Raw genomic sequence first — 20,803 nt, forward strand, 5'->3', positions numbered from 1 at the left:
GTTACCCTCAGCGAAGCAGCAGGAGCGCCCAGAAGGCGGCGGTGAGAACGACACCCAGGACCGGGCACAGGATCGACCACAGGCGGTTCGCCTGCAGTTCGAAGCCGGCGCCGACGTCGAGGAAGAAGTGGCGGATGCCGCTCGCCATGTGGCTGAAGAAGGCCCACGAGATGCCCACGAGCACCAGATAGCCGATCGGCGTCGTCATCGCCCACGCAAACGTCGCGTAGGAGGCCGGGCCTCCGGCGAGCGCGCCCAGCCACCACAGCAGCACAGCGAGGCCGGCGAATGCCATGCCATCGCCGGTGACGCGGTGGAGGATCGACACGAACATGTGCGGGCCCCACTTCCAGATCTGGAGGTGCGGCGAGAGCGGACGGTTCTTGGTCCCGGCGTTTGCCATGGCGCTTACGAATCCCCTTGCCTGCGGCAGTGTCATGAACTGCCCTATTGCAAGCCCCCTTAGACAAATCGAGGGACGGTGCAAGTTCTGCGGCGCAACATCTGCGTGGTGGACTGGCCTATCTTACAGGCGCGCCGTAAAGCATCGCGCATGAGTCGCACCTCCCTGGCTATCGCGCTGGCTGCCCTGACGGCCATTTCTCCCTTCGTGGCCCGCGCCGCAGAGCAAGGAGCGGTAACGCCTGCGACGCTCGCCAAGGCATGCGAGGGCAAGGAGGAATGGGCGGACCCCGCTCCCCCTGCGCGCATCTTCGCGAATACCTGGTACGTGGGAACCTGCGGCATTTCCGCGATCCTGGTGACGGGCGACAAGGGACATGTGCTGGTGGACGCCGGCGTGACCAAGGCTGCCCCGCTGGTGCTGGCGAACATCCGGCGCGCCGGGTTCAATCCCAGAGACGTGCGCTGGATCGTCGCCAGTCACGAGCACTTCGACCATGTCGGCGCCCTTGCCGCACTGCAGCAGGCAACGGGTGCAAAAGTTGCAGCCCTGCCCGCGCAGAAAGCGGCTCTCGCCAGCGGCAAGCCGAGCGCCGACGACCCGCAATTCAACGGTCTCGACCCTATGGCCCCGGTTCGCGTCGATCGCGTGCTGAAGAACGGAGACACCGTCACTGTCGGCAATCTTGTCCTGACCGCCCATGCGACGCCGGTTCACGCGCCCGGCTCGACAAGCTGGACCTGGACTTCCTGCGCGCCCGAGGCCGGGTGCCGCAAGATTGCCTATGCTGACAGCTCGTCGACGATCTCGTCGGACGGCTACCGTTTCACCGACCACCCGGCGCGCGTCGCGGCGATCCGCAAGGGCCTGCCGGTGATGGCCGCCCTGCCCTGCGACGTCTTGCTCACCCCGCATCCCGGCCAGAGCGACATGATGGAGCGCTTCGCTGGAACGAAGCCGCTCGCGGACAAGAACGCCTGCCCCGCTTATGCGAAATTCGCGGAGGGGCGCCTTGCCCAGCGTCTTGCCAAGGAAAATGCCAAGTGAGCTGGAAAGTCACCGTCTTCGCCGCCCGCCCCGTCATCGAGGCAGCTCTCGTCGCGCATGAAGACGCCTGGGACTGGGATCACGAGATCGTTCTCTCCGGCCGCGAAGTCGCCGAGGACCAACCCGAGGACTGGGTTCTCGAAGCCTGGCTCGATCGCAAGCCCAGCAAGGCCGACAACGTCGCGATCACGGCGCTGTTTGCAGACACGAAACCCAAGCTGATCGCCGAGGAACTGCCTGAAACCGACTGGCTCGTCGCCAGCCAGGAAGGGCTGGAACCGATCCGCGCGGGCCGCTTCCACGTGCACACCCCCGATCACCCGGCGGTGGACGAGCCCGGCGTCTTCGACTTCGCGATCCCCGCCAGCCAGGCCTTCGGCACTGGCCATCACGCCACTACCGCCGGGTGCCTGGCGATGCTGACCCATATGAAGGCGCAGGGGCTCGTCGTGCGCAATTGCGCCGACATCGGCACCGGCACCGGCCTGCTTGCTTTCGCCGCACTCTCGCTCTGGCCGCGCACGCTGGCGATCGCGAGCGACATCGATGCCGTCTGCGTCAATGTGGTCGAGGACAATGCCGGGGCCAACGGCGTGAGCATGGGCGCCCGACGCGGCGAACTGGTGATGACGGTGGCGGACGGCATGGCCCATCCGGTGCTGGAGGCCCGCGGGCCTTATGACCTGATCCTCGCCAACATCCTCGCCGGGCCGCTGGTCCACCTCGCCCCCGATTTCGGCAAGGCGCTGGTTCCGGGCGGGCACCTGCTGCTGGCGGGCCTGCTGGAAACGCAGGAAGCCGCCGTGCGCGCCGCCTGCCGCAAGGCGGGCCTGCGCCTCGCCGCGCGCATGGTCAACGGCGACTGGTCGATCCTGTGGATGCGCAAGCGGGGGCGTTAACGCGCCCCTGACCGCGCCATCTCACACCAGAAGCAGTTCCAGCCCCTGAACCACGCGGCTGCGTCGCAGCATCGCGGCCTGTGCGTCGCGTGAGATCGGCCGGTCGAAGGCGAAGCCGATGCGGTCCTTGACCACCCAGCGCACGGTGCCGCGCACCGGCGGATAATCGTCCACCACGAAGCTGAAGCACTGTCCCGCAGCCACGCCTGCCCGCTCGATCACGAACTGGCAGCCGTCCGAAGTCACGTGCCGCGCCACGGCGGAAGCATGCGTCGACAGCTTGCGGCGGCTCTGCACGTTTACCTCTCTTGAGCAATGGATCTGGTCTGGAGGTAAAGGTAATTAACACTGGTAAACGGTCGGTAAAGATTTGGCGGCTGTATCGATTGCATTTTTATGAATTTTTCCCCGAGAATATGTAAAACATCGTAAATATCAATTAACCAACCGCGATTGCCTCAAGTTAAGGTTTAATACGCAGAATAGACATCGACAGGGGGTTGGCAGCCAGATTTCACGAGGCCAACCATGGAAGACGTTAAGAACGACCGTCCGACGGTCATAACCGGTCCGCTCGGCGAACCGATGAGCATAGACAGCTTGCCGCCGCCCAACACTTCACGCTGGGTGGTTCGCAGAAAGGCGGAAGTGGTCGCCGCAGTCAGCGGTGGACTGCTGACCATCGCGGAAGCGTGCGAGCGCTACGATCTTACGCTCGAAGAGCTTGCCTCCTGGCAGCGCTCGATCGAACGCGAAGGAATGGCTGGTCTGCGCGCCACGCGCGTCCAGCATTACCGTCAGGTGCACGAGCGCCGCGGCCGTTACAGTTGAGCCTATCGCGCTGCGGTATCCCCCTGCACGTCGCGCGTAGCTGAGAAGCATTCCGGCCAGCCCTTCGGGGCCAGCCTTCCGGCCCTCCCGCTCGCGGGAGGGCTTTGCTTTACCTTATCCCGCCGCGCGAACGATCTCGGCCCATTCTTCTTCGCTGAGCACCCGAATCCCCAACTCGGCCGCCTTCTTCAATTTCGAGCCCGCCCCCGGTCCCGCGACCAGAATGTCCGTCTTTGGCGATACCGATCCCGCAGCCTTGGCGCCCAGCCGCTCGGCCTGTGCCTTGGCTTCGTCGCGGCTCATCGTCTCCAGCTTGCCGGTAAATACCACGGTCTTGCCCGAGACTTCGCTTTCCTTAGTCTCGACGACGTAAGGCGGCGGCGACACCTCGCTCAACAGGTCGTCCCAGACAGCACGGTTGTGCTCCTCGTGGAAGAAGTCTCCCAGCGCCTCGACCACCACCGGGCCGACGCCGTCGATGGAGATCAATTCGGCATAGGCGTCGCTTGCTGCCTTCACTTCGTCCTCGACCTGCTTGACCTGCGCCTGCTCGGCGAGAGCACGCAATTCGGGAAGCGTCGTGAAGCGCTTGAGGAGATCGCGCGCGGTCACGGCCCCGACGTGGCGGATGCCGAGGCCGAACAGGAGCCGGGCGGCGTCGGGGCTGCGCTTGCTTTCCACAGCCGCCAACAGGTTGTCCACAGACTTGTCCTTCCACCCTTCGAGGGCCAGGATTTCCTCGCGGCGCTTGCGCAGGCGGAAGATGTCGGCCGGGCTTTCGAGCCAGCCCTGCGCGAAAAATTCGTCGATGGTCTTTTCGCCCAACCCCTCGATGTCGAGTGCGGCGCGGCTGACGAAGTGCTTGAGGCGCTCGGTCCGCTGCGCCGGGCAAATCAGCCCGCCAGTGCAGCGCACATCGACTTCACCCTCGGCCGCGACCGCCTCGGACTGGCACTGCGGGCAATGATCCGGGAACACGTAAGCGGCGCGCTCCTCCTCGCGAGAGAGGTTGTCCACCACCTGCGGGATGACGTCGCCCGCGCGCTGGAGCACCACCCGGTCACCGGGGCGCACGCCGAGGCGGGCAATTTCGTCGCGGTTGTGGAGCGTCACGTTGGTGACCGTCACGCCGCCCACCAGCACCGGCTTGAGGCGTCCCACCGGCGTCAGCTTGCCGGTGCGCCCGACCTGGATATCGATCGATTCGAGCGTGGTCTCCGCTCGCTCCGCGGGGAACTTGTGCGCCATGCCCCAGCGCGGCGCCTTGGCGACGAAGCCCAGCCGCTGCTGCCAGTCGAGCCGGTCCACCTTGTAGACCACCCCGTCGATCTCGAACGGCAGCGCGGCGCGGCCATCACGAATGGCGCGGTAGGCGGCCAGCATTTCTTCGAGCGAGTGACACTGGCGGAATTGCGGCGAGACCGGCAGGCCCCAGCTTTCAATCCGACGGATGACCTCGTGCTGGCTCGCGCCGGGCACATGGCTGGCGGCGCCCCAACCGTGCGCCCAGAAGCGCAAAGGGCGCCTCGCGGTGACGCTGGCATCCTTCTGGCGCAGCGAGCCGGCAGCCGCATTACGCGGGTTGGCGAACTGCCGGACCTTGCTGTCGTCGAACGCCTCGCCCTTGCTGTCGGCCAGCGCGCGCGCCTCATCCATCAACTGGGTGTTAAGGGCGAGGAACGCCCCCTTTTCCATGTAGACTTCGCCGCGCACCTCGAAGACCTCGGGAATGTCCTCGCCTTCGAGTTCCTGCACGACGTCGGCGATATGCGCGACGTTGGCGGTAACGTCCTCGCCCACCTGCCCGTCCCCGCGCGTGGCGGCGCGCACCAGTTTGCCGTGCTCATAGCGCAGCGAGCAGGAGAGGCCGTCGATCTTGTCCTCCGCCGTCATCACCAGTGGTTCCTCGGCGGCAAGTGACAGGAACCGCCGCACGCGCGTCAGGAACTCCCCGACTTCCTCGTCGGTGAAGGCATTGTCGAGGCTCATCATGCGAACCTCGTGCGTCACTTTGCCGAGCGGTGAGGCAGCGACTTCGTGACCGACCTTGCAACTGGGCGAATCGGGTCTCGTAAGATGCGGGAACGCTGCTTCCAGCTCCGCATTACGCCGCACCAGCGCGTCGTAATCGGCGTCGGTGATCTCCGGCGCATCCTCGGCGTGGTAGAGGCGGTTGGCGCGGTTGATCTGGCGCGCAAGCCGCATGAGTTCGTTGGCGGCTTCGGCTTCGTTCGGGGAATCGGCAGTCATGATTTGCGCTATGCAACGTTGCGCGGGCCGGGACCAGTCTGCTGCTTACACCCGCACCAGCAGCCTGTCCGCCTGCGCGCGCGCCTCGTCGGTCACTTGCGCGCCGGAGAGCATGCGGGCGATCTCCTCCTTGCGTTCAGCATCCGAAAGCGGCGTCACCGAGGTGCGTGTGACAGTGCCCTGGCTGGACTTGGCAATCATGTAATGCTTGTCCCCCCGCGCCGCGACCTGGGGCGAGTGCGTCACCGCCAGCAGCTGCCCGCTGGACGCAAGGCGCGAGAGGCGTTCGCCGATGGCGTCGGCCACTGCACCGCCGACGCCGCGGTCGATCTCGTCGAAGATCACCGTCGCCGCACCGCCCTCCTCGGCCAGCGCGACCTTGAGCGCGAGGATGAAGCGCGACAATTCGCCGCCGCTGGCGATCTTGCCGAGCGGCGCGAAGTCCGAGCCGGGGTTGGTGCTGATGAGGAATTCCACCGCGTCCATGCCCGAAGCGCCCCAGCGCTCCTCGGGAAGACGCACCACCGAGGTCTGGAACCTCGCGGCATCCAGCTTGAGCGGCGCCAGTTCCGTCGCTACGGCTGCGTCGAGCTTTTTCGCCGCCGCACGCCGCAAATCGTGGAGCGCGCCCGCCTTCTCGCGATAGGCCAGCGCGGCCTTCTGCGCCGCTTTTTCCAGTTCGACGATATGCTCGTTACCGCCTTCGATGTCGTCGAGCGCGGCGCGCATCTCGGTCATCTTCGCGGGCAGGTCATCGACCTGGCAGCCCTGCTTGCGGGCAACCGCGCGCAAGTCGAACAGGCGCGTCTCGATGCGGTCGAGTTCGGCCGGGTCGAAGGCGAGCGCTTCGGCCGCCTTGTCGAGCTTGTCCTCGGCCTCGCTCGCCTCGATCACGGCGCGGTCGAGCGCGGCCAGCGCTTCCTCCAGCAGTTCGTGCTCTCCGGCGATGCGGTCGAGGCGGCGCGAAGCGGTGCGCAATTGCGCGAGCGCCGAGTCCGAGCCGGTCCACAAGTGCTGCAGGGCCGAAAGATCGTCGGCCAGCTTTTCGCCCTTCTGCATCTGCGCGCGGGCACCGGCGAGTTCGTCCTCCTCCCCCTCGACGGGGGCGAGCGTGGTCAGTTCGGCGAGATGCGCGAGCAGCAGGTCCTGATCCTCGGCGGCGCGGGCGACGCGTTCGCGTGCAAGGTCCAATGCATCCTGCGCGCCGCGCCAGTCCTTCCACGCCGCCTCGACGCCGGCGACCTCGCCGCCTGCGAAACGATCGAGCAGCGCGCGGTGGCCGCGTGCGTTGACGAGACCGCGATCGTCGTGCTGGCCGTGGATTTCCACCAGCGCGGGCGCGATCTCGCGCAGCAGGGCGACGCCGACGCTCTGGTCGTTGAGGAACGCCTTCGAACCGCCGTCCGCCTTGAGCTGGCGCTTGAGGATGAGCGGCTCGCCCGGTTCAAGCTCGAACCCGGCGTCGTCGATCATCGCCAGCACCGAAGCGGGCAACGCCGACGCATCGAAGCTGGCGGTAACGCTGGCCCGGTCCTCTCCCCCGCGCACAAGTCCACTATCCGCTCGATTGCCGAGCACGAGACCCAGCGCATCGAGCAGGATGGACTTGCCCGCACCGGTTTCACCGGTGAGGACGCCGAGGCCACGAGCGAAATCGAGGTCGAGCGCCTCGATCAGCACGATGTTGCGAATGGAAAGCTGGCTAAGCATGTTCGCGAAGCGTTCTAGCGGATGCGCGAACGCCCGTCACCCCGCTTCGCACTCAGGTTGAGCACAAGTCCGGCTTACCAGCCGGTACTGTCGCTCAGGTAATGGACGAGGAGCGCGGCCCACACGGTAATGAAGATGGCAACGATAGCGACGAGTTCAGGCCGCCACGATCTCGGCTGGAGAGCCTCCACGCGGATATCGGGCTCAAACGGAAAATCGTGCTTCATATCCATTGATTATGCGACCCATCCCCAGCCTGTCGGTTCATCCGGCTTTCTCCGGGTTCCCTCTACGTAGGCTCACCTTAGTTGGTAAAAACCACCATAAGGATAATCATCGGATTTGAGAAATTACTTAAGGTTCACAGTGCAATCGATTTAAGCGGTTTTTCAGATCAGCCCGTCGCAAAAAGTTCCCAGCTGGACGAAATAAATAGGCCCCCGCGCTGCTCGAGCGGCGCGGGGGCACGGGGTCGACGGGTGATTCTCAGAAGGCGGACTTGATCGTGAAACCCCAGGTGCGCGGATCGCCCGGCAGACCGGCGATCAGGCCGGTGTTGCCCGGCCCAACCATCAGCTGCTCGAAATAGTTCTGGTCGAAGGCATTGCGGACCCAGCCGTAGACGTCGAACCCGCTCTCGGTTCGGAAACCTGCGCGGAAGTTGTGCAGGCTATAGCCATCGATCCAGGTGTAGGCCGAGGGCGAAGGGTTTGACGAGAAGTTCGACCGGACTGAGCCGTCATAGCCGAAGTAGACCTCACCCTCCTTGCCGAGCAGCTTGGCCGGGGCGTTGACCTCGGCACCGAACGAGAACGAGAACTTCGAGACGCCCGGCAGGCGCTGACCCGAGATATCGCAGTTCTCGGGGCTGATGCCGCCCGGCGTGCCCGCAGGACTGACGGTCGTGGTCGACGTGACAGTGGTGCCGCCCGAAAGCTCCGGCGGGCACGGCGCGTCGGTGAACTTGCGATAGGTCGCGTCGGTATAGGCGCCGTTGACGTAGGCGTTGAACCGCTCGCTCGGACGGACCGAGAAGTCCGCCTCGACACCCTGCGAACGAACCGCGCCCGCATTGGCGAGATAGCCGCGCAGCACGCCGTACTGGCCGTTGTTCACGTTAGCCTGGTAGTTGGCGATATCGGTGCGGAAGATCGAGACGTTGAGCGTCGCCTTGCGGTCCCAGAACTGGGTCTTGATGCCCGCTTCGTAATGGTGGACCGACTCGGGCTTGACCGTCGCGGTCGCCAGGATCGGGTTGTTGCTGCCGTCCACCGGAACTCCGTTCTGGTTGATGCCGCCCGACTTGAACGACTTCGCATAGGTCGCATAGAGCAGCACGTCCGGCGCTACCTTGTAGCTGGCGGTGAAGTCGTAGCTGAAGTTCCAGTCGCTGAACGTCGGCGAGATTTCCTGCGGCGTATAGATCGCCAGCTGCGCGCTCTGCCGCGCGGTGTAGCTGGGCAGGCCGAGCAGCAGTTCGTTGCCCTGCCCGTCGAACACGCGGCGCTGGTAGTAGCCTTCCTTCTTGTCGTAGTTGAGGCGAACGCCGGGCTGCAGGGTCAGCTCCGGCGTGATGTGCCAGCTCAGCTGGCCGTAGAGCGCGGCGCTGGTGTTCTTGAGGTACTGCGTGTTGTAGGCGACGAGGCCGTCAAGCACGGTGGGATCGCAGGCGAGCTGGTTCGACGCGCTCGGCCCGCAGCCTGAGGAGCCCGGCGGAACGGCGGCGACGCTGCCCGGATTGATGCTCCAGCGGCTCGCGGCCGCGCCTTGCGCCTCGGTGCCCTGCGTGTCGATGCGCTGATAGAAGCCGAAAGCCCCGACGACGAAGTCGATCTTGTCGCTGCTGTAGTTGTAGCGCAGTTCCTGCGTGTACTGGTCCTGCTGCGACGGATTCTGCGACAGCGCGACGATCGGCAGGCCGGTGAAATCGCGGTCGTTCGAGGGATCCCAGTCCCAGAAGCGCCAGGCGGTGATCGAGGTCAGCGTGCCCTCGCCCAGTTCCCACTTCACACGCAGCGAAGCGCCGCCGATCTTGTTCTTGGCGCGCAGGTCGGTGTCGAGATCGGTCAGGCGGTCGAACGCATTCAGGCTCGGCGGTGCATAGCCCTGCGCGGCAGCGAGCGCGGCGAACTGCCGGTTGATGGCTCGCTGGGTGGCGCCGGTGCGGACGTAGACCGAGCCGCAGCAATTGGCGTCCTGGTTGCTGAAGTCGCCCGCGAGGGTCACGTCGATGGTATCGGTCGGCTTCCACAGCAACTGGCCGCGCAGGCCGAGGTTGTCCTGGCTCTGGATGTGCTCGCCGGTGGTGACGTTGTAGATCGTGCCCTTGCGGCTGGTGGAGGACACCGCGATGCGTGCCGCCAGATTGTCGGTCAGCGGGCCGGAAATCGCCGCCTTGGCCTGCTTGAAGTTGTAATTGCCGATCGAGACCTCGGCCTTGCCCTCGAAGTCGAAGGTCGGCTGGTTGGTCGTGATGTTGATCGCGCCTGCCGTGGTGTTCTTGCCGTAGAGCGTGCCCTGCGGGCCGCGCAGCACTTCGACCTGCGCCACGTCGAGGAAGTCGAACGTCGCCGAGGCCACGCGCGAGTTGTAGACGTCGTCGACGTAGATGCCGACGCCCTGCTCGATGCCGTCGTTGGTCAGCCCGAACGGAACGCCGAGGCCACGAATGTTGACGGCGGTGTTGCGCGGGTTCGATGAGTAATACTGAAGCGTCGGCGTCAGCTGCTGCAGGCGGCCGACGTTGAACGAGCCGGTCGAATCGATGTGCTCACCGCCAACGACCGAGATTGCGAGCGGCACTTCCTGGCTCGATTCCTGGCGACGCCGCGCGGTGACGACGATGTCGGCGCCGCGATCGCGCGCGCCGGTGCCGACCGAAGTGGGGTTGTCCTGCTCATCTGCGGCAGCGGTCGTGGTTGCGGCGGCGGGAGCGGTATCCTCGGCATGCGCCGCAGAGAAGCCGATCGTCGCCGAGGCGAGTACGGTGGTTGCCAGAAGAGTCCGGCGGACGAACGAAGTCATTATTCAAATCCTCTGTCAGGGAATTGAATGCATCCGGCGATCCGGTGTGCACCTGGTCGGCCTGCCCCCTTCAGGGCCGGCAGGTATGGCTCGAGGCTTGCAAGCGGCGCTTCGTGGTCGAATGCGCCGCTTGCAGGTCCGGCCGGAAGGGATCATGGAATGCCTGCGGCCGCACCGCGTCGCCCTCATGTGATTTGCCCTCCAGGCCGTTTCGCCTCTTGTTGAGCTTTTCTAATCTCAACTTAATTGGTGGACAATAGACTTCAGCTATCAGGCGCTAAAGCGAAACTGCGCAGCGACGAGGCGAGGCATCGCGGCGGCGTGTCCCCCCACGACAAACACACGCGAAAAAGCGGCCGCGCCGGGGAGGCGGGCCGCTTGAGAAAGATAAATGGATGACTTGAGCCTCCCTCCCCCGAGCAAGCCCGGAAAGAGGGGCGAAGATCAGGCCGCGACGTTCTGCGGCGCGTGCTTTTCCATCAGCTTGTAGGCGCGGCCGTACCAGTCGCTGTTCGGGTAGTTGTGCTCCAGCACCGCAGCCGCTTTCTGCGCCTCTTCGGGAACGCCCATCGAGAGGTAGCCCTCGACGAGGCGATAGAGCGCCTCGGGCGTGTGGCTGGTGGTCTGGAAGTTATCGACCACATTGCGGAAGCGCAGCGTCGCCGCCAGCCACTTGCCGCTGCGCTCGTAAGAGCGACCGATGGTCATTTCCTTGCCCGCGAGGTGATCGTCGACGAGGTCGATCTTGAGCTTGGCGTCGCGCGCATACGTTGTGCCGGGGTAACGGCGCATCACGTCGGTCAATGCTTGCTTGGCCTGCTGCGTGGTCTTCTGGTCACGGGTGACGTCGCTGATCTGCTCATAATAGCAGATCGAGATCAGGTAGTAGGCGTAAGGCGCGTCCTTGTTGCCCGGGTGGATCGACAGGAAGCGCTGCGCCGACTGGATCGCCTTGTTGTAGTCACGCGCGGCGTAATAGCTGAACGCGCTCATCAACTGGGCGCGGCGTGCCCAGGGCGAATAGGGGTGCTGGCGCTCGACTTCGTCGAACAGCGCGGCGGCCTGCTTGGTGCGCCCGGTTTCCAGGCGCTGCTGAGCCGCAGCGTAGAGCGTATCGACGTCGCGCGCGACGTAGGCGGTATCGCGATTCTTCGCCCGTCCCCCGCAACCGGCAGTGAGAACGATCGCCCCGGTAGCGGCGGCGAGGATGGCGGTCTTGAGCGACGAGCGTGCGAACATGGACGGGTCTATAACCAGCGCTTCGCTGAACGCCAAGTGAAGTTGCGCAAGAGTGGACAGCGCAATTGTCGCAAGCCGCTACAACCTCTAGGCTTCCCGCATGGCAGGCAGCAGCGATCTCTATTCCCCGATGATGTCCGACGCCCTGGTGATCCTGGGCGCGGCAGGCATCGTCATCCCGGTGTTCAACCGGTTCCGCATCACGCCCGTCATCGGCTTCATTCTCGTCGGCCTGCTGGTCGGTCCGTTCGGGCTCGGCCGCCATGTGTTCGACCATCGCTGGCTGCATTACATCACCATCACCGACCCGGACGGGCTGGATATCTTCGCCGAATTCGGCATCATCCTACTGCTGTTCTCGATCGGTCTGGAGCTGTCCTTCGCCCGCCTGTGGGAGATGCGGCGCATGGTCTTCGGGCTGGGCTCGCTCGAACTGATCGTCATCGCCGCCTCGCTGACCTTCATCCTTGCGGCGATCGGCCAGAGCTTTTCCGGCGCCATGGCGCTGGGTCTCGCCCTCGCGCTGTCGTCCACCGCACTGGTGCTCAAGATCACCGAGACGACCACGCCGGTCGGCAAGGCCGCACTGGCGATGCTGCTGTTCGAGGACATCGCCCTCGTCCCCATCATCTTCCTGCTCGGCGCGCTCGGCCCGCACACCGGGGACGGTGTCAGCGACCTGCTCAACACCCTGTTATGGGGCACCGTGGTGGTCGGCGGCCTGCTGATCTTCGGCCGCTACCTGCTGCCGCCACTGTTCGCGCAGGCCGCTCGCACCAAGAGCCCCGAACTGTTCCTCGCCGCGAGTTTGCTGGTGGTGATCGTCGCCTCGCTGGCGACCGCCGCCGCCGGGCTTTCCCCCATAGTCGGCGCCCTCGTCGCCGGGCTGTTGATCGCCGAGACCGAGTACCATTCCGAGGTCGAGCAGATCACCGAACCGTTCAAGGGCCTCGCCCTCGGCGTCTTCCTGATCACCATCGGCATGAGCATCGACCTCTATGTCGTCTGGGAAAACCTCGCCTCGATCCTGATCGCAACAGTAGTGGTCATCGTGCTCAAATCGGTGGTGACCGGCGTGATGCTGCGGGTGATGGGCGCCCGGCGCGGCACTGCGACCGAAGCGGGCATCCTCATGTCGAGCCCTTCGGAGACTACGCTGATCGTGCTGACCGCGGCCAGCACCGCCCAGTTGATCCAGCCCGGCACGGCGCAGTTCTGGCAGATCGTCACCGCGCTCGGCCTGACGGTGACCCCGCTCCTGGCGATGGCCGGCAAGGTCATGGGCAAGCGCGTGGACGGCGCCGAAACGCCGCACCGTCCCGCCGACGACGCCACCCGCCCGCGCACGCTGATCGTCGGTTTCGGCCGCGTCGGCCACCTCGTTGCCGACATGCTGACCCGGCACGGGCGGCCCTATCTCGCGATCGACAGCGACGCCGACCTCGTCGCCCACGGCCGGCGCCTCGGCTACACCGTCGCCTTCGGTAACGCGGGTCGCGGCGACGCCCTGGTGCGGCTCGGCGCGGCGGACGCGGCGGCGGTGATCCTCACCATGGACGAGCCCGTCACCGCCCAGCGCATCGTGCGCAAGTTGCGCCTGCAGTTCCCCGACCTGCCGATTCTCGCCCGCGCCCGCGACGCCGACCACGCCGCCCAGCTCTACCGCGCCGGAGCGAGCTATGCCGTGCCCGAAACGCTGGAAAGTTCGCTGCAGCTTTCCGAGGCAGCGCTGGTCGAAACCGGCGTCGCGATGGGGCCGATCATCGCCTCGATCCACGAAAAGCGCGACGAATTCCGCGAGATGATCATGGAACGCGGCGGCCTTTCGGAGAAGCCCTCGCTGAAATCCGGCCAGCTGCGTGAGGCGGAAAGAGCTTAGGGAACAACCACTTCCGCGCCGCTCTTGACCCGGTCGAGGGCGACCAGCGTGCGGAAGCTAGCCACCCATTCGTGGTCGGAAAACAACCGCCGTGTCAGCACTTCATAGGCGCTCATGTCCGTAGTGACGACCACCAGAACGAAGCTGGTACCACCGGTCGTATAGTAGCACTGCTGCACTTCCGGCGTCTCGCGGAACAGCGCCTTGGCGCGATCGATACTGGCGGTGCGCTCGTCCCGCAGGAACACCTCGACGATCGCGGTGACCGTCAGCGAGAGCGCCGCCGGATCGACCAGCGCGACGTTGGCGGCGATCGTACCCGACTGCTCCATCGCCGCGATTCGCCGCTGCACCGCCGCCGCCGAGAGGTTCACCGCTTCCCCGATCGCGCGCTGCGGCGTCTTGTTGTCACGCTGCAGGATTCGCAGGATTTCACGGTCGAAGGCGTCGAGCGGGGCGGTCTTCTTGGGCATATGCGAGTTTTTGTTGCGTTTCGCGGCCAAATCAAGAGCGCACAACCCGCTGTCCAGGTGATATTCGCTCACGGCACATAACGGCACTCAGCGGCACATAAAGCTACCACACGATGACCACAGGCACGGCAACCCCCACTGACAACCGCCTGACCGGCGTGCTCTGCGGCATCGGCGCGGGTGCCTTGTGGGGCCTCGTGTTCCTCGCCCCCGAACTGGCGGGCAGCTTCTCCCCCCTCCAGCTGAGCATCGGCCGCTACTTGTGCTACGGAGCCGCGTCGGCATTGCTGATCGCGCCCCGCCGCCGCCAGGTCTTCGCCGCGCTGACCCGCCGCGAGTGGTGGAGCCTTGCCTGGCTCGCCCTGCTCGGCAACACCGCCTACTTCGTGTTCCTCGCCAGCGCCGTGCAATCGGGCGGGGTCGCGATGAGCTCGCTGGTGATCGGCTTCCTGCCCGTAGCGGTGACCATCGTGGGCAGCCGCGACCATGGTGCCGTACCGCTGCGCCGCCTCGCGCCCTCGCTGCTGCTCTGCGCCGGAGGAGCGGTCTGCATCGGCTGGCAGTCGCTGGCCTCGCCCGCCTCCGGATCGACGACTGCGCAACTGACCGGCCTCGCCTGCGCCATCGGTGCCCTCGCCTCGTGGACCACGTTTGCGATTGGCAATGCCCGCTGCCTCGTGCGTACCAAAGTCTCAGTCCATGAGTGGAACCTGCTGACCGGCCTCGTCACCGGAGCGCAGGCCCTGCTCCTCCTCCCCGTCTCGCTCGTGCTGGAGGACTGGCGCCGCCCGGCCCCCGAATGGCTGACTTTCGCGGCCGTCTGCGTCGTCGTCGCGCTCCTGGCCTCGATTCTCGGCAATGCGCTGTGGAACCGGATGAGCCGCCTGCTGCCACTCACCCTCGTCGGCCAGATGATCCTGTTCGAAACGCTGTTCGCGCTGATCTACGGCTTCGCATGGGAAGGCCGCCTGCCGACGCCGATGGAACTGGCGGCCTTCGCGCTGGTAGTGGCGAGCGTGGTCACCTGCCTTTCGGCGCATCGGAGGCATTAACCGCTGCATGCGCAGCCGGGGCTTCGACAAGCTCAGCCTGAGCGGATTTGAGAGGTTCTCACAATAACGTCCGCTCGCCCTCAGCTTGTCTAAGGGTCTGGCTTGGCGCCTATCCCCTCGGCTCGAACACCGACCATCCCGTGCGGTGGACAAGCTGTTCCAGCGCCAGTTGCCCGAGGTGCGAGTTGCCCGCCTCGTTCAGCCCCGGCGACCACACCGCGATGCTGGCGATCCCCGGAGCCACCGACAAGATGCCGCCCCCGACCCCCGACTTGCCCGGCAGGCCGATGCGATAGGCGAAGTCGCCCGAATTGTCGTAATGCCCGCAGGACATCATCAGCGCATTGATGCGCCGCGCCCGCCGTGCAGTGACCACCCGGTGCCCCTCCACACGCCCGTCCCCCATCAGGAAGCGCCCCGCCATTGCCAACTGCCGACAGCTCATCGCCAGCGCGCAGAAGTGGAAATAGGTGCCCAGCACCAGTTCCACGTCGCCATGGATGTTCCCGAAGGCGCGCATGTAATTGGCCAGCGCCATGTTGCGAAAGCCGGTCTCCTGCTCGGCGCGGGCGACCGTCTCGTCTATGTGGATCGTATCGTCGTCGCCCGCCAGTTCGCGCACGAAACGCAGCATCTGCCCGATCGCCTCGCGCGGCTGCAACCGGCCAAGGAGCACATCGCACACCACGATAGCCCCGGCGTTGATGAAGGGATTGCGCGGGATCCCGTGCTCGGTTTCCAGCTGCACGATGGAGTTGAACGCCGACCCCGAAGGCTCGCGGCCCACCCGGTTCCACAACTGGTCCCCCACCGCGCCCAGCGCCAGCGTCAGCGCGAAGACCTTGGAGATCGACTGGATCGAGAACGCCTCGTCCGCATCGCCTGCAGCGTGAACCGTGCCGTCGGCCATTACCACGGCGATGCCGAACTTGTCGGCCGGAACCGACGCGAGCGGCGGAATATAGAAGGCGACGGTGCCGCGCTCGGCAATGCCGCGCATTTCCGCGGCGATATCGGCGACGATCCGGGCAATCGGCTCCATGTCATCTCCCGTCATCCCGGGCTTGACCCGGGACCGTTGGCCGTGAACGACCCACCTTGCCGCGCGCGCAGCCCGGCCTCACCTAAAGCCCGCCACCGGTCCCGGATCAAGTCCGGGACGACGCCTCGTCCGCCCCGGCCTGCCATGCGCACCATGCTCCGGCGAGGAACCAGATGGCGAAACCCAGCCAGAATCCCATGAACGGCGCCGTCACACCATCGAGCGGATAGAGTGCAGCCCTCCAGAATGCCCAAAGGCCGCCCATGACCGCCAGCGCGGCATATCCGGTATGGTAGTCTTTCGGGGCAAGACGCCACCGCATCCGGCGATTGCCCGGCTCCGGCGACCATATCGCAAAAGCCAGACGCATGAAGATATAGAGCCCCGCCAGTACGAACAACGGCGCCGAAAGCTCCAGAAGCGGGATGTAATCGTTGAAGCAGTCGTCGAAATCGCCGGTGAAGCTCCGCCCGCGACACTGAACCTGATGCTTCGCCAAGCCACCGAAGAAAGGCATGAACGAGGACGCCAGCCAGAACCCGCAGCCTGCAAAGGCCAGAGTCTTGCGGGCGCCCTCCTTCAGGATCACCCCGCCAGCGCCGCCTTCACCGCCGCGATGGCGTCCGCCGCCTTGTCACCGTCGGGACCGCCGCCCTGCGCCATGTCGGCGCGGCCGCCGCCGCCCTTGCCGCCAAGCGCCTCGACGCCCTTGCGCACGAGTTCCACGGCGCTGACGGTGCCGGTGAGGTCTTCAGTGACGGCAGCGGCGATGCTCGCCTTGCCCTCGTTCACCGCGACGATCGCCGCCACGCCCGAACCGAGGCGCTGCTTGGCCTGATCGAGCAGCCCGCGCAGTTCCTTCGGGTCGAGCCCTTCGAGCACCTGCCCGGAGAACTTGACGCCGTTCACGTCCTCATCGGCCGCCTCGGCCTTCGCGCCGCCGCCGCCAAGAGCCAGCGCCTTCTTCGCCTCGGCCAGTTCGCGCTCCAGCTTGCGGCGTTCGTCGAGCAGCGCGGCGACGCGGGCTTCCACGTCCTCCGGCGTCGTGCGCAGCAAGCTGGCGGCGTTCTTGAGCGCATCCTCGCGGCCGACCAGCCACTGGCGCGCGCCCTCGCCGGTCATCGCCTCGATACGGCGCACACCCGAGGACACCGCGCTTTCCGATACGATGCGGAACACGCCGATGTCGCCGGTGGCGCGCACGTGGGTGCCGCCGCAAAGCTCGACCGAATAGGTGCGATCGCCGGAATGGCGGCCCATCGAGAGCACGCGGACTTCGTCGCCGTACTTCTCGCCGAACAGCGCCATGGCGCCTGCCTCGATGGCATCGTCAGGCGTCATCAGGCGGGTTAGCACCTGCTCGTTGGCGCGGACTTCGGCGTTAACCTCGGCCTCGATCGCGGCGATGTCCTCTTCGGTCAGCGCCTTGGGGTGCGAGAAGTCGAAACGCAGGCGATCGGCCGCGACGAGCGAGCCCTTCTGCGTGACGTGATCGCCCAGACGGCCGCGCAGCGCCGCATGCAGCAGGTGCGTCGCCGAGTGGTTCGCGCGCACGGCATCGCGGCGCTCGACATCGACCGCCATGGCAACGGCATCACCGACCTTGATCGTGCCCGCCTCGACCGTGCCGCTCATCGCGTGCAGGCGGCCGAGCGGCTTGGCGGTGTCGATCACGGTGATCTTGAGGCCGTTCGCGCCGGAGATCGAGCCGCGATCGCCTTCCTGACCACCCGATTCGCCGTAGAACGGGGTCTGGTTGGTGAGCACGACGACCGCGTCGCCCGCGCTCGCCGACTGGACTTCCTTGCCGTCCTTCACCAGCGCCACGACCTGGCCTTCGCCGGTGGTCGAGGTGTAGCCGGTGAACTCGCTGGCGCCTTCGCGCTCGGCGATGTCGAACCACACTTCGCTGTCTGCGGCCTGGCCCGAGCCCTTCCACGCAGCGCGCGCGGCGGCCTTCTGCTGCGCCATGGCGGCATCGAAGCCCGCCTTGTCGACGGCGATGCCGCGCGAACGCAGGGCGTCTTCGGTCAGGTCATAGGGGAAGCCGAAAGTGTCGTAGAGCTTGAACGCGGTTTCGCCCGGAAGTTCGCCGCCCTCGCCCATGCCGGCAGTCGCCTCGTCGAGCAGCTTGATGCCGTGCGACAGGGTGCGGCGGAACTGTACTTCCTCGCGCTCCAGCGTCTCTTCGATCAGCGGCTGCGCGCGGCCGAGTTCGGGATAGGCCTGGCCCATCTCGGCGACCAGCGCGGGCACCAGGCGGTGCATCAGCGGATCGCGCGCGCCCAGCAGGTGCGCATGGCGCATGGCGCGGCGCATGATGCGGCGCAGGACATAGCCGCGGCCCTCGTTCGAAGGCAGCACGCCATCGGCCAGCAGGAAGCTGGTCGAGCGCAAGTGGTCGGCGATCACGCGGTGGCTGGCGCGAGTGTCACCCTCGGCGGGAACGCCGGTCAGGCTTTCCGACGCGGCGATCAGCGCCTTGAAGGTGTCGATGTCGTAGTTGTCGTGGACGCCCTGCATGACGGCGGAGATACGCTCCAGACCCATGCCGGTGTCGATCGAGGGCTTGGGCAGGTTGCCGACGATCTCGCCCGCAGACTGCTCGAACTGCATGAACACGAGGTTCCAGATCTCGATGAAGCGGTCGCCATCCTCTTCCGGCGATCCCGGAGGGCCGCCCCAGATGTGGTCGCCATGGTCGAAGAAGATTTCCGAGCACGGACCGCACGGGCCTTCGTCGCCCATCGCCCAGAAGTTGTCCTTCGTGGGGATGCGGATGATCTTCTGCTCGGGCAGACCGGCGATCTTCTTCCACAAGTCGAAGGCTTCGTCGTCCGTATGATAGACGGTGACCAGCAGCTTCTCGACCGGCAGGCCCCACTCCTTCGTCAGCAGCGTCCACGCATGGGTGATCGCCTGCTCCTTGAAGTAATCGCCGAACGAGAAATTGCCGAGCATCTCGAAGAACGTGTGATGACGCGCGGTGTAGCCGACGTTATCGAGATCGTTGTGCTTGCCGCCCGCGCGCACGCACTTCTGCGACGACGTGGCGCGCGGCGTGGCGCGGGTTTCGAGGCCGGTGAAGACGTTCTTGAACGGCACCATGCCCGCATTGACGAACATCAGCGTCGGATCGTTGTAAGGAACGAGCGGCGCGGACTGCACGGCCTCATGACCATTGCTGGCGAAGTAGTCGAGGAAGGACCGGCGGATGTCGTTCGTAGTCTGCATGATTTGCGCCGATAATGGACACCGCGCGCGGCGGCAAGCGGGAGTCTGCGGTCAGACTGGTCGGGAATTGCGATGATACGCCGGTTTTTGCACCATAGTGGCGGGTCGGTTACGGAAGAAGGGAAGACAAAGCAGGGGAGCATAGCCCCCTGCACCCCCGTTACCTGTCGTCGTCGTGCGTGCAGCAGCGCCGGGTGCGCATTGCCTTCGTGGATCATGCTGCCGCGGGCCATTTCGACATGAAAAGCGGCTTCGCCGCAGAAAGCGCATGACTGTGAACGATTCTCTGCGTGAGCACTGCAAGCGCTTCAGTCGTATATTCAGAGGATGACCAAGATCGAACAATCCCTCGCCCTGCCCTTGCGGCGCCTGACCAATCCCATCCAACTGAGCATCGGCGCCGCCGTGACAGTAGCCGGTACCATCCTGGCCCTGTCCCACCTCTAATCCGCAGAGCCAAGGCAACTGCAAGGCACAAGGCCGACAGTCCCGGGAGCGCGAGGGTGTTAACCCTCGCATTCATACTTCAATCTCTTCCCGAAACAAAAAACCCCGACATTCCTGCCGGGGTTCGTTATCGGATCAGGCGTCGTCCTCGGAAGGTCCGACCATCATTTCCTCCGCCAGACCGTCGGTCTTGGTGCGGATCGCCTTTTCGAGGCGGTCGCAGACTTCGGGGTTGGTCTTGAGGTAGGTCTTGGCGTTTTCACGCCCCTGCCCGATGCGGATCGAATCGTAGCTGAACCACGCGCCCGACTTCTCGACGAGGCCGGCCTTGACGCCGAGGTCGAGGATTTCGCCGATCTTGGAGACGCCTTCGCCGTACATGATGTCGAATTCGACCTGCTTGAACGGCGGGGCGACCTTGTTCTTGACGATCTTGACGCGGGTAGCGTTGCCGACGACTTCGTCGCGGTCCTTGATCGCGCCGGTGCGGCGAATGTCGAGACGGACCGAGGCGTAGAACTTGAGCGCATTGCCGCCCGTGGTCGTTTCCGGGTTGCCGTACATGACGCCGATCTTCATGCGCAGCTGGTTGATGAAGATCACCATGCAGCGCGAGCGGCTGATCGAACCGGTCAGCTTGCGCAGCGACTGGCTCATCAGGCGAGCCTGGAGGCCGACGTGGCTGTCGCCCATCTCGCCTTCGATTTCGGCGCGGGGGACGAGGGCGGCGACCGAGTCGACCACCAGCACGTCGATCGCGTTCGAGCGCACCAGCGTGTCGACGATCTCCAGCGCCTGCTCACCGGTGTCGGGCTGCGAGACGATCAGTTCGTCGATGTTGACGCCCAGCTTCTTGGCATAGACCGGGTCGAGCGCGTGTTCGGCGTCGATGAAGGCGGCGGTGCCGCCGGTCTTCTGCGCTTCGGCGATGCAGTGCAGCGCGAGCGTGGTCTTGCCCGAGCTTTCCGGACCGTAGATCTCGATCACGCGGCCGCGCGGCAGGCCGCCGACGCCAAGTGCGATATCCAGACCGAGCGAGCCGGTGGAGATCGCTTCGACCTGCATGGTCTCCTTCGAGCCCAGCTTCATCGCGGAGCCCTTGCCGAACGCCTTGTCGATCTGTGCGAGCGCGGCTTCGAGCGCCTTCTGACGGTCCATGGAGTCCTTTTCCTTGCCTTCCTGGATCAGCTTGAGCTGAGCGGCCATATTACTTACCTCCTGCTACCTAGCTGACCGGAAAGGTCAACGTCACGAAGCGACCTGTACTCGCTTC

17 protein-coding genes are annotated in these 20,803 nt (G+C 65.6%); 5 read left to right on the forward strand and 12 right to left on the reverse strand.

The genetic code is table 11. The features are described from left to right. Window positions 1-7 precede the first annotated feature (7 nt). Window positions 8-403 (reverse strand): succinate dehydrogenase, cytochrome b556 subunit, encoded by a 396-nt coding sequence (sdhC, locus tag BES08_RS07870; protein WP_008831297.1) that lies wholly within the window; start codon window positions 401-403, stop codon window positions 8-10. Window positions 404-553: 150 nt separating this feature from the next. Between sdhC and bla the strand changes: the two genes are divergently transcribed. Both bla and BES08_RS07880 read left to right on the forward strand, forming a co-directional pair. Further along, complete coding sequence (bla, locus tag BES08_RS07875) at window positions 554-1,450, forward strand: subclass B3 metallo-beta-lactamase (protein ID WP_069708025.1); 897 nt, start codon at window positions 554-556, stop codon at window positions 1,448-1,450. After that, entirely contained in the window at window positions 1,447-2,349 is a 903-nt protein-coding gene (locus BES08_RS07880) for a 50S ribosomal protein L11 methyltransferase (RefSeq protein ID WP_069708026.1), read from the forward strand. The genes bla and BES08_RS07880 overlap by 4 nt, the downstream gene beginning before the upstream one ends. Window positions 2,350-2,370: 21 nt before the next feature. Here the strand turns inward: BES08_RS07880 and BES08_RS07885 are convergent, their stop codons facing one another. Continuing rightward, window positions 2,371-2,646, reverse strand: a complete 276-nt coding sequence (locus BES08_RS07885; RefSeq protein WP_008831294.1) for a hypothetical protein — start codon at window positions 2,644-2,646, stop codon at window positions 2,371-2,373. 231 nt (window positions 2,647-2,877) lie between these two features. On the opposite strand from BES08_RS07885, the gene sciP reads away from it, so the two are divergent. Continuing rightward, window positions 2,878-3,180 (forward strand): CtrA inhibitor SciP, encoded by a 303-nt coding sequence (gene sciP, locus BES08_RS07890; protein ID WP_008831293.1) that lies wholly within the window; start codon window positions 2,878-2,880, stop codon window positions 3,178-3,180. Window positions 3,181-3,294: 114 nt separating this feature from the next. Here sciP and ligA read toward each other — a convergent pair whose 3' ends face one another. The 5 genes from ligA to BES08_RS07910 all read right to left on the reverse strand — a co-directional run bounded on the left by ligA (window position 3,295) and on the right by BES08_RS07910 (window position 11,403). Next, complete coding sequence (gene ligA, locus BES08_RS07895) at window positions 3,295-5,430, reverse strand: NAD-dependent DNA ligase LigA (RefSeq protein WP_069708027.1); 2,136 nt, start codon at window positions 5,428-5,430, stop codon at window positions 3,295-3,297. 45 nt (window positions 5,431-5,475) lie between these two features. Next, window positions 5,476-7,140 carry a DNA repair protein RecN gene (gene recN, locus BES08_RS07900; RefSeq protein WP_069708028.1) on the reverse strand — a complete coding sequence of 555 codons (1,665 nt, stop codon included), beginning with the start codon at window positions 7,138-7,140 and terminating at the stop codon, window positions 5,476-5,478. 74 nt (window positions 7,141-7,214) lie between these two features. Continuing rightward, window positions 7,215-7,367: a hypothetical protein gene (locus BES08_RS32760; RefSeq protein ID WP_156799812.1), complete on the reverse strand. Its 153-nt coding sequence runs from the start codon at window positions 7,365-7,367 to the stop codon at window positions 7,215-7,217. A 259-nt stretch (window positions 7,368-7,626) separates the two neighbouring features. Further along, window positions 7,627-10,164: a TonB-dependent receptor gene (locus BES08_RS07905; protein ID WP_069708029.1), complete on the reverse strand. Its 2,538-nt coding sequence runs from the start codon at window positions 10,162-10,164 to the stop codon at window positions 7,627-7,629. A 444-nt stretch (window positions 10,165-10,608) separates the two neighbouring features. Continuing rightward, window positions 10,609-11,403, reverse strand: a complete 795-nt coding sequence (locus BES08_RS07910; protein WP_008831289.1) for an outer membrane protein assembly factor BamD — start codon at window positions 11,401-11,403, stop codon at window positions 10,609-10,611. Window positions 11,404-11,503: 100 nt separating this feature from the next. Between BES08_RS07910 and BES08_RS07915 the strand changes: the two genes are divergently transcribed. Further along, window positions 11,504-13,282, forward strand: coding sequence for a cation:proton antiporter domain-containing protein (locus tag BES08_RS07915; RefSeq protein ID WP_069708030.1), 1,779 nt, complete (start codon window positions 11,504-11,506; stop codon window positions 13,280-13,282). On the opposite strand, the gene BES08_RS07920 is transcribed toward BES08_RS07915, so the two are convergent. After that, window positions 13,279-13,755 carry an Lrp/AsnC family transcriptional regulator gene (locus tag BES08_RS07920; protein WP_008831287.1) on the reverse strand — a complete coding sequence of 159 codons (477 nt, stop codon included), beginning with the start codon at window positions 13,753-13,755 and terminating at the stop codon, window positions 13,279-13,281. The two genes, BES08_RS07915 and BES08_RS07920, sit on opposite strands and share 4 nt — an antisense overlap. Before the next feature lie 113 nt (window positions 13,756-13,868). Between BES08_RS07920 and BES08_RS07925 the strand changes: the two genes are divergently transcribed. Then, window positions 13,869-14,807, forward strand: a complete 939-nt coding sequence (locus BES08_RS07925; RefSeq protein ID WP_069708031.1) for a DMT family transporter — start codon at window positions 13,869-13,871, stop codon at window positions 14,805-14,807. A gap of 109 nt (window positions 14,808-14,916) precedes the next feature. On the opposite strand, the gene BES08_RS07930 is transcribed toward BES08_RS07925, so the two are convergent. The 4 genes from BES08_RS07930 to recA all read right to left on the reverse strand — a co-directional run bounded on the left by BES08_RS07930 (window position 14,917) and on the right by recA (window position 20,736). Then, on the reverse strand, window positions 14,917-15,849 hold the full coding sequence (locus BES08_RS07930; RefSeq protein ID WP_069709191.1) for a glutaminase: 933 nt from the start codon (window positions 15,847-15,849) through the stop codon (window positions 14,917-14,919). 106 nt (window positions 15,850-15,955) lie between these two features. Next, window positions 15,956-16,438 (reverse strand): hypothetical protein, encoded by a 483-nt coding sequence (locus tag BES08_RS07935; protein ID WP_069708032.1) that lies wholly within the window; start codon window positions 16,436-16,438, stop codon window positions 15,956-15,958. Further along, on the reverse strand, window positions 16,435-19,083 hold the full coding sequence (gene alaS / locus BES08_RS07940; protein WP_069708033.1) for an alanine--tRNA ligase: 2,649 nt from the start codon (window positions 19,081-19,083) through the stop codon (window positions 16,435-16,437). Before alaS ends, BES08_RS07935 begins: the two co-directional genes overlap by 4 nt. A 582-nt stretch (window positions 19,084-19,665) precedes the next feature. Beyond that, window positions 19,666-20,736, reverse strand: coding sequence for a recombinase RecA (gene recA, locus BES08_RS07945; RefSeq protein ID WP_008831281.1), 1,071 nt, complete (start codon window positions 20,734-20,736; stop codon window positions 19,666-19,668). Window positions 20,737-20,803 lie beyond the last annotated feature (67 nt).

Source organism: Novosphingobium resinovorum, assembly GCF_001742225.1.
Taxonomy (GTDB): domain Bacteria; phylum Pseudomonadota; class Alphaproteobacteria; order Sphingomonadales; family Sphingomonadaceae; genus Novosphingobium; species Novosphingobium resinovorum_A.

Coding starts and splice junctions, on each gene's coding strand:
- sdhC (WP_008831297.1), bottom strand. CDS start 403: ATGGCAAACGCCGGGACCAAGAACCGTCCGCTCTCGCCGCACCTCCAG.
- bla (WP_069708025.1), top strand. CDS start 554: ATGAGTCGCACCTCCCTGGCTATCGCGCTGGCTGCCCTGACGGCCATT.
- sciP (WP_008831293.1), top strand. CDS start 2,878: ATGGAAGACGTTAAGAACGACCGTCCGACGGTCATAACCGGTCCGCTC.
- ligA (WP_069708027.1), bottom strand. CDS start 5,430: ATGACTGCCGATTCCCCGAACGAAGCCGAAGCCGCCAACGAACTCATG.
- recN (WP_069708028.1), bottom strand. CDS start 7,140: ATGCTTAGCCAGCTTTCCATTCGCAACATCGTGCTGATCGAGGCGCTC.
- BES08_RS32760 (WP_156799812.1), bottom strand. CDS start 7,367: ATGAAGCACGATTTTCCGTTTGAGCCCGATATCCGCGTGGAGGCTCTC.
- BES08_RS07905 (WP_069708029.1), bottom strand. CDS start 10,164: ATGACTTCGTTCGTCCGCCGGACTCTTCTGGCAACCACCGTACTCGCC.
- BES08_RS07910 (WP_008831289.1), bottom strand. CDS start 11,403: ATGTTCGCACGCTCGTCGCTCAAGACCGCCATCCTCGCCGCCGCTACC.
- BES08_RS07915 (WP_069708030.1), top strand. CDS start 11,504: ATGGCAGGCAGCAGCGATCTCTATTCCCCGATGATGTCCGACGCCCTG.
- BES08_RS07920 (WP_008831287.1), bottom strand. CDS start 13,755: ATGCCCAAGAAGACCGCCCCGCTCGACGCCTTCGACCGTGAAATCCTG.
- BES08_RS07925 (WP_069708031.1), top strand. CDS start 13,869: ATGACCACAGGCACGGCAACCCCCACTGACAACCGCCTGACCGGCGTG.
- BES08_RS07930 (WP_069709191.1), bottom strand. CDS start 15,849: ATGGAGCCGATTGCCCGGATCGTCGCCGATATCGCCGCGGAAATGCGC.
- alaS (WP_069708033.1), bottom strand. CDS start 19,083: ATGCAGACTACGAACGACATCCGCCGGTCCTTCCTCGACTACTTCGCC.
- recA (WP_008831281.1), bottom strand. CDS start 20,736: ATGGCCGCTCAGCTCAAGCTGATCCAGGAAGGCAAGGAAAAGGACTCC.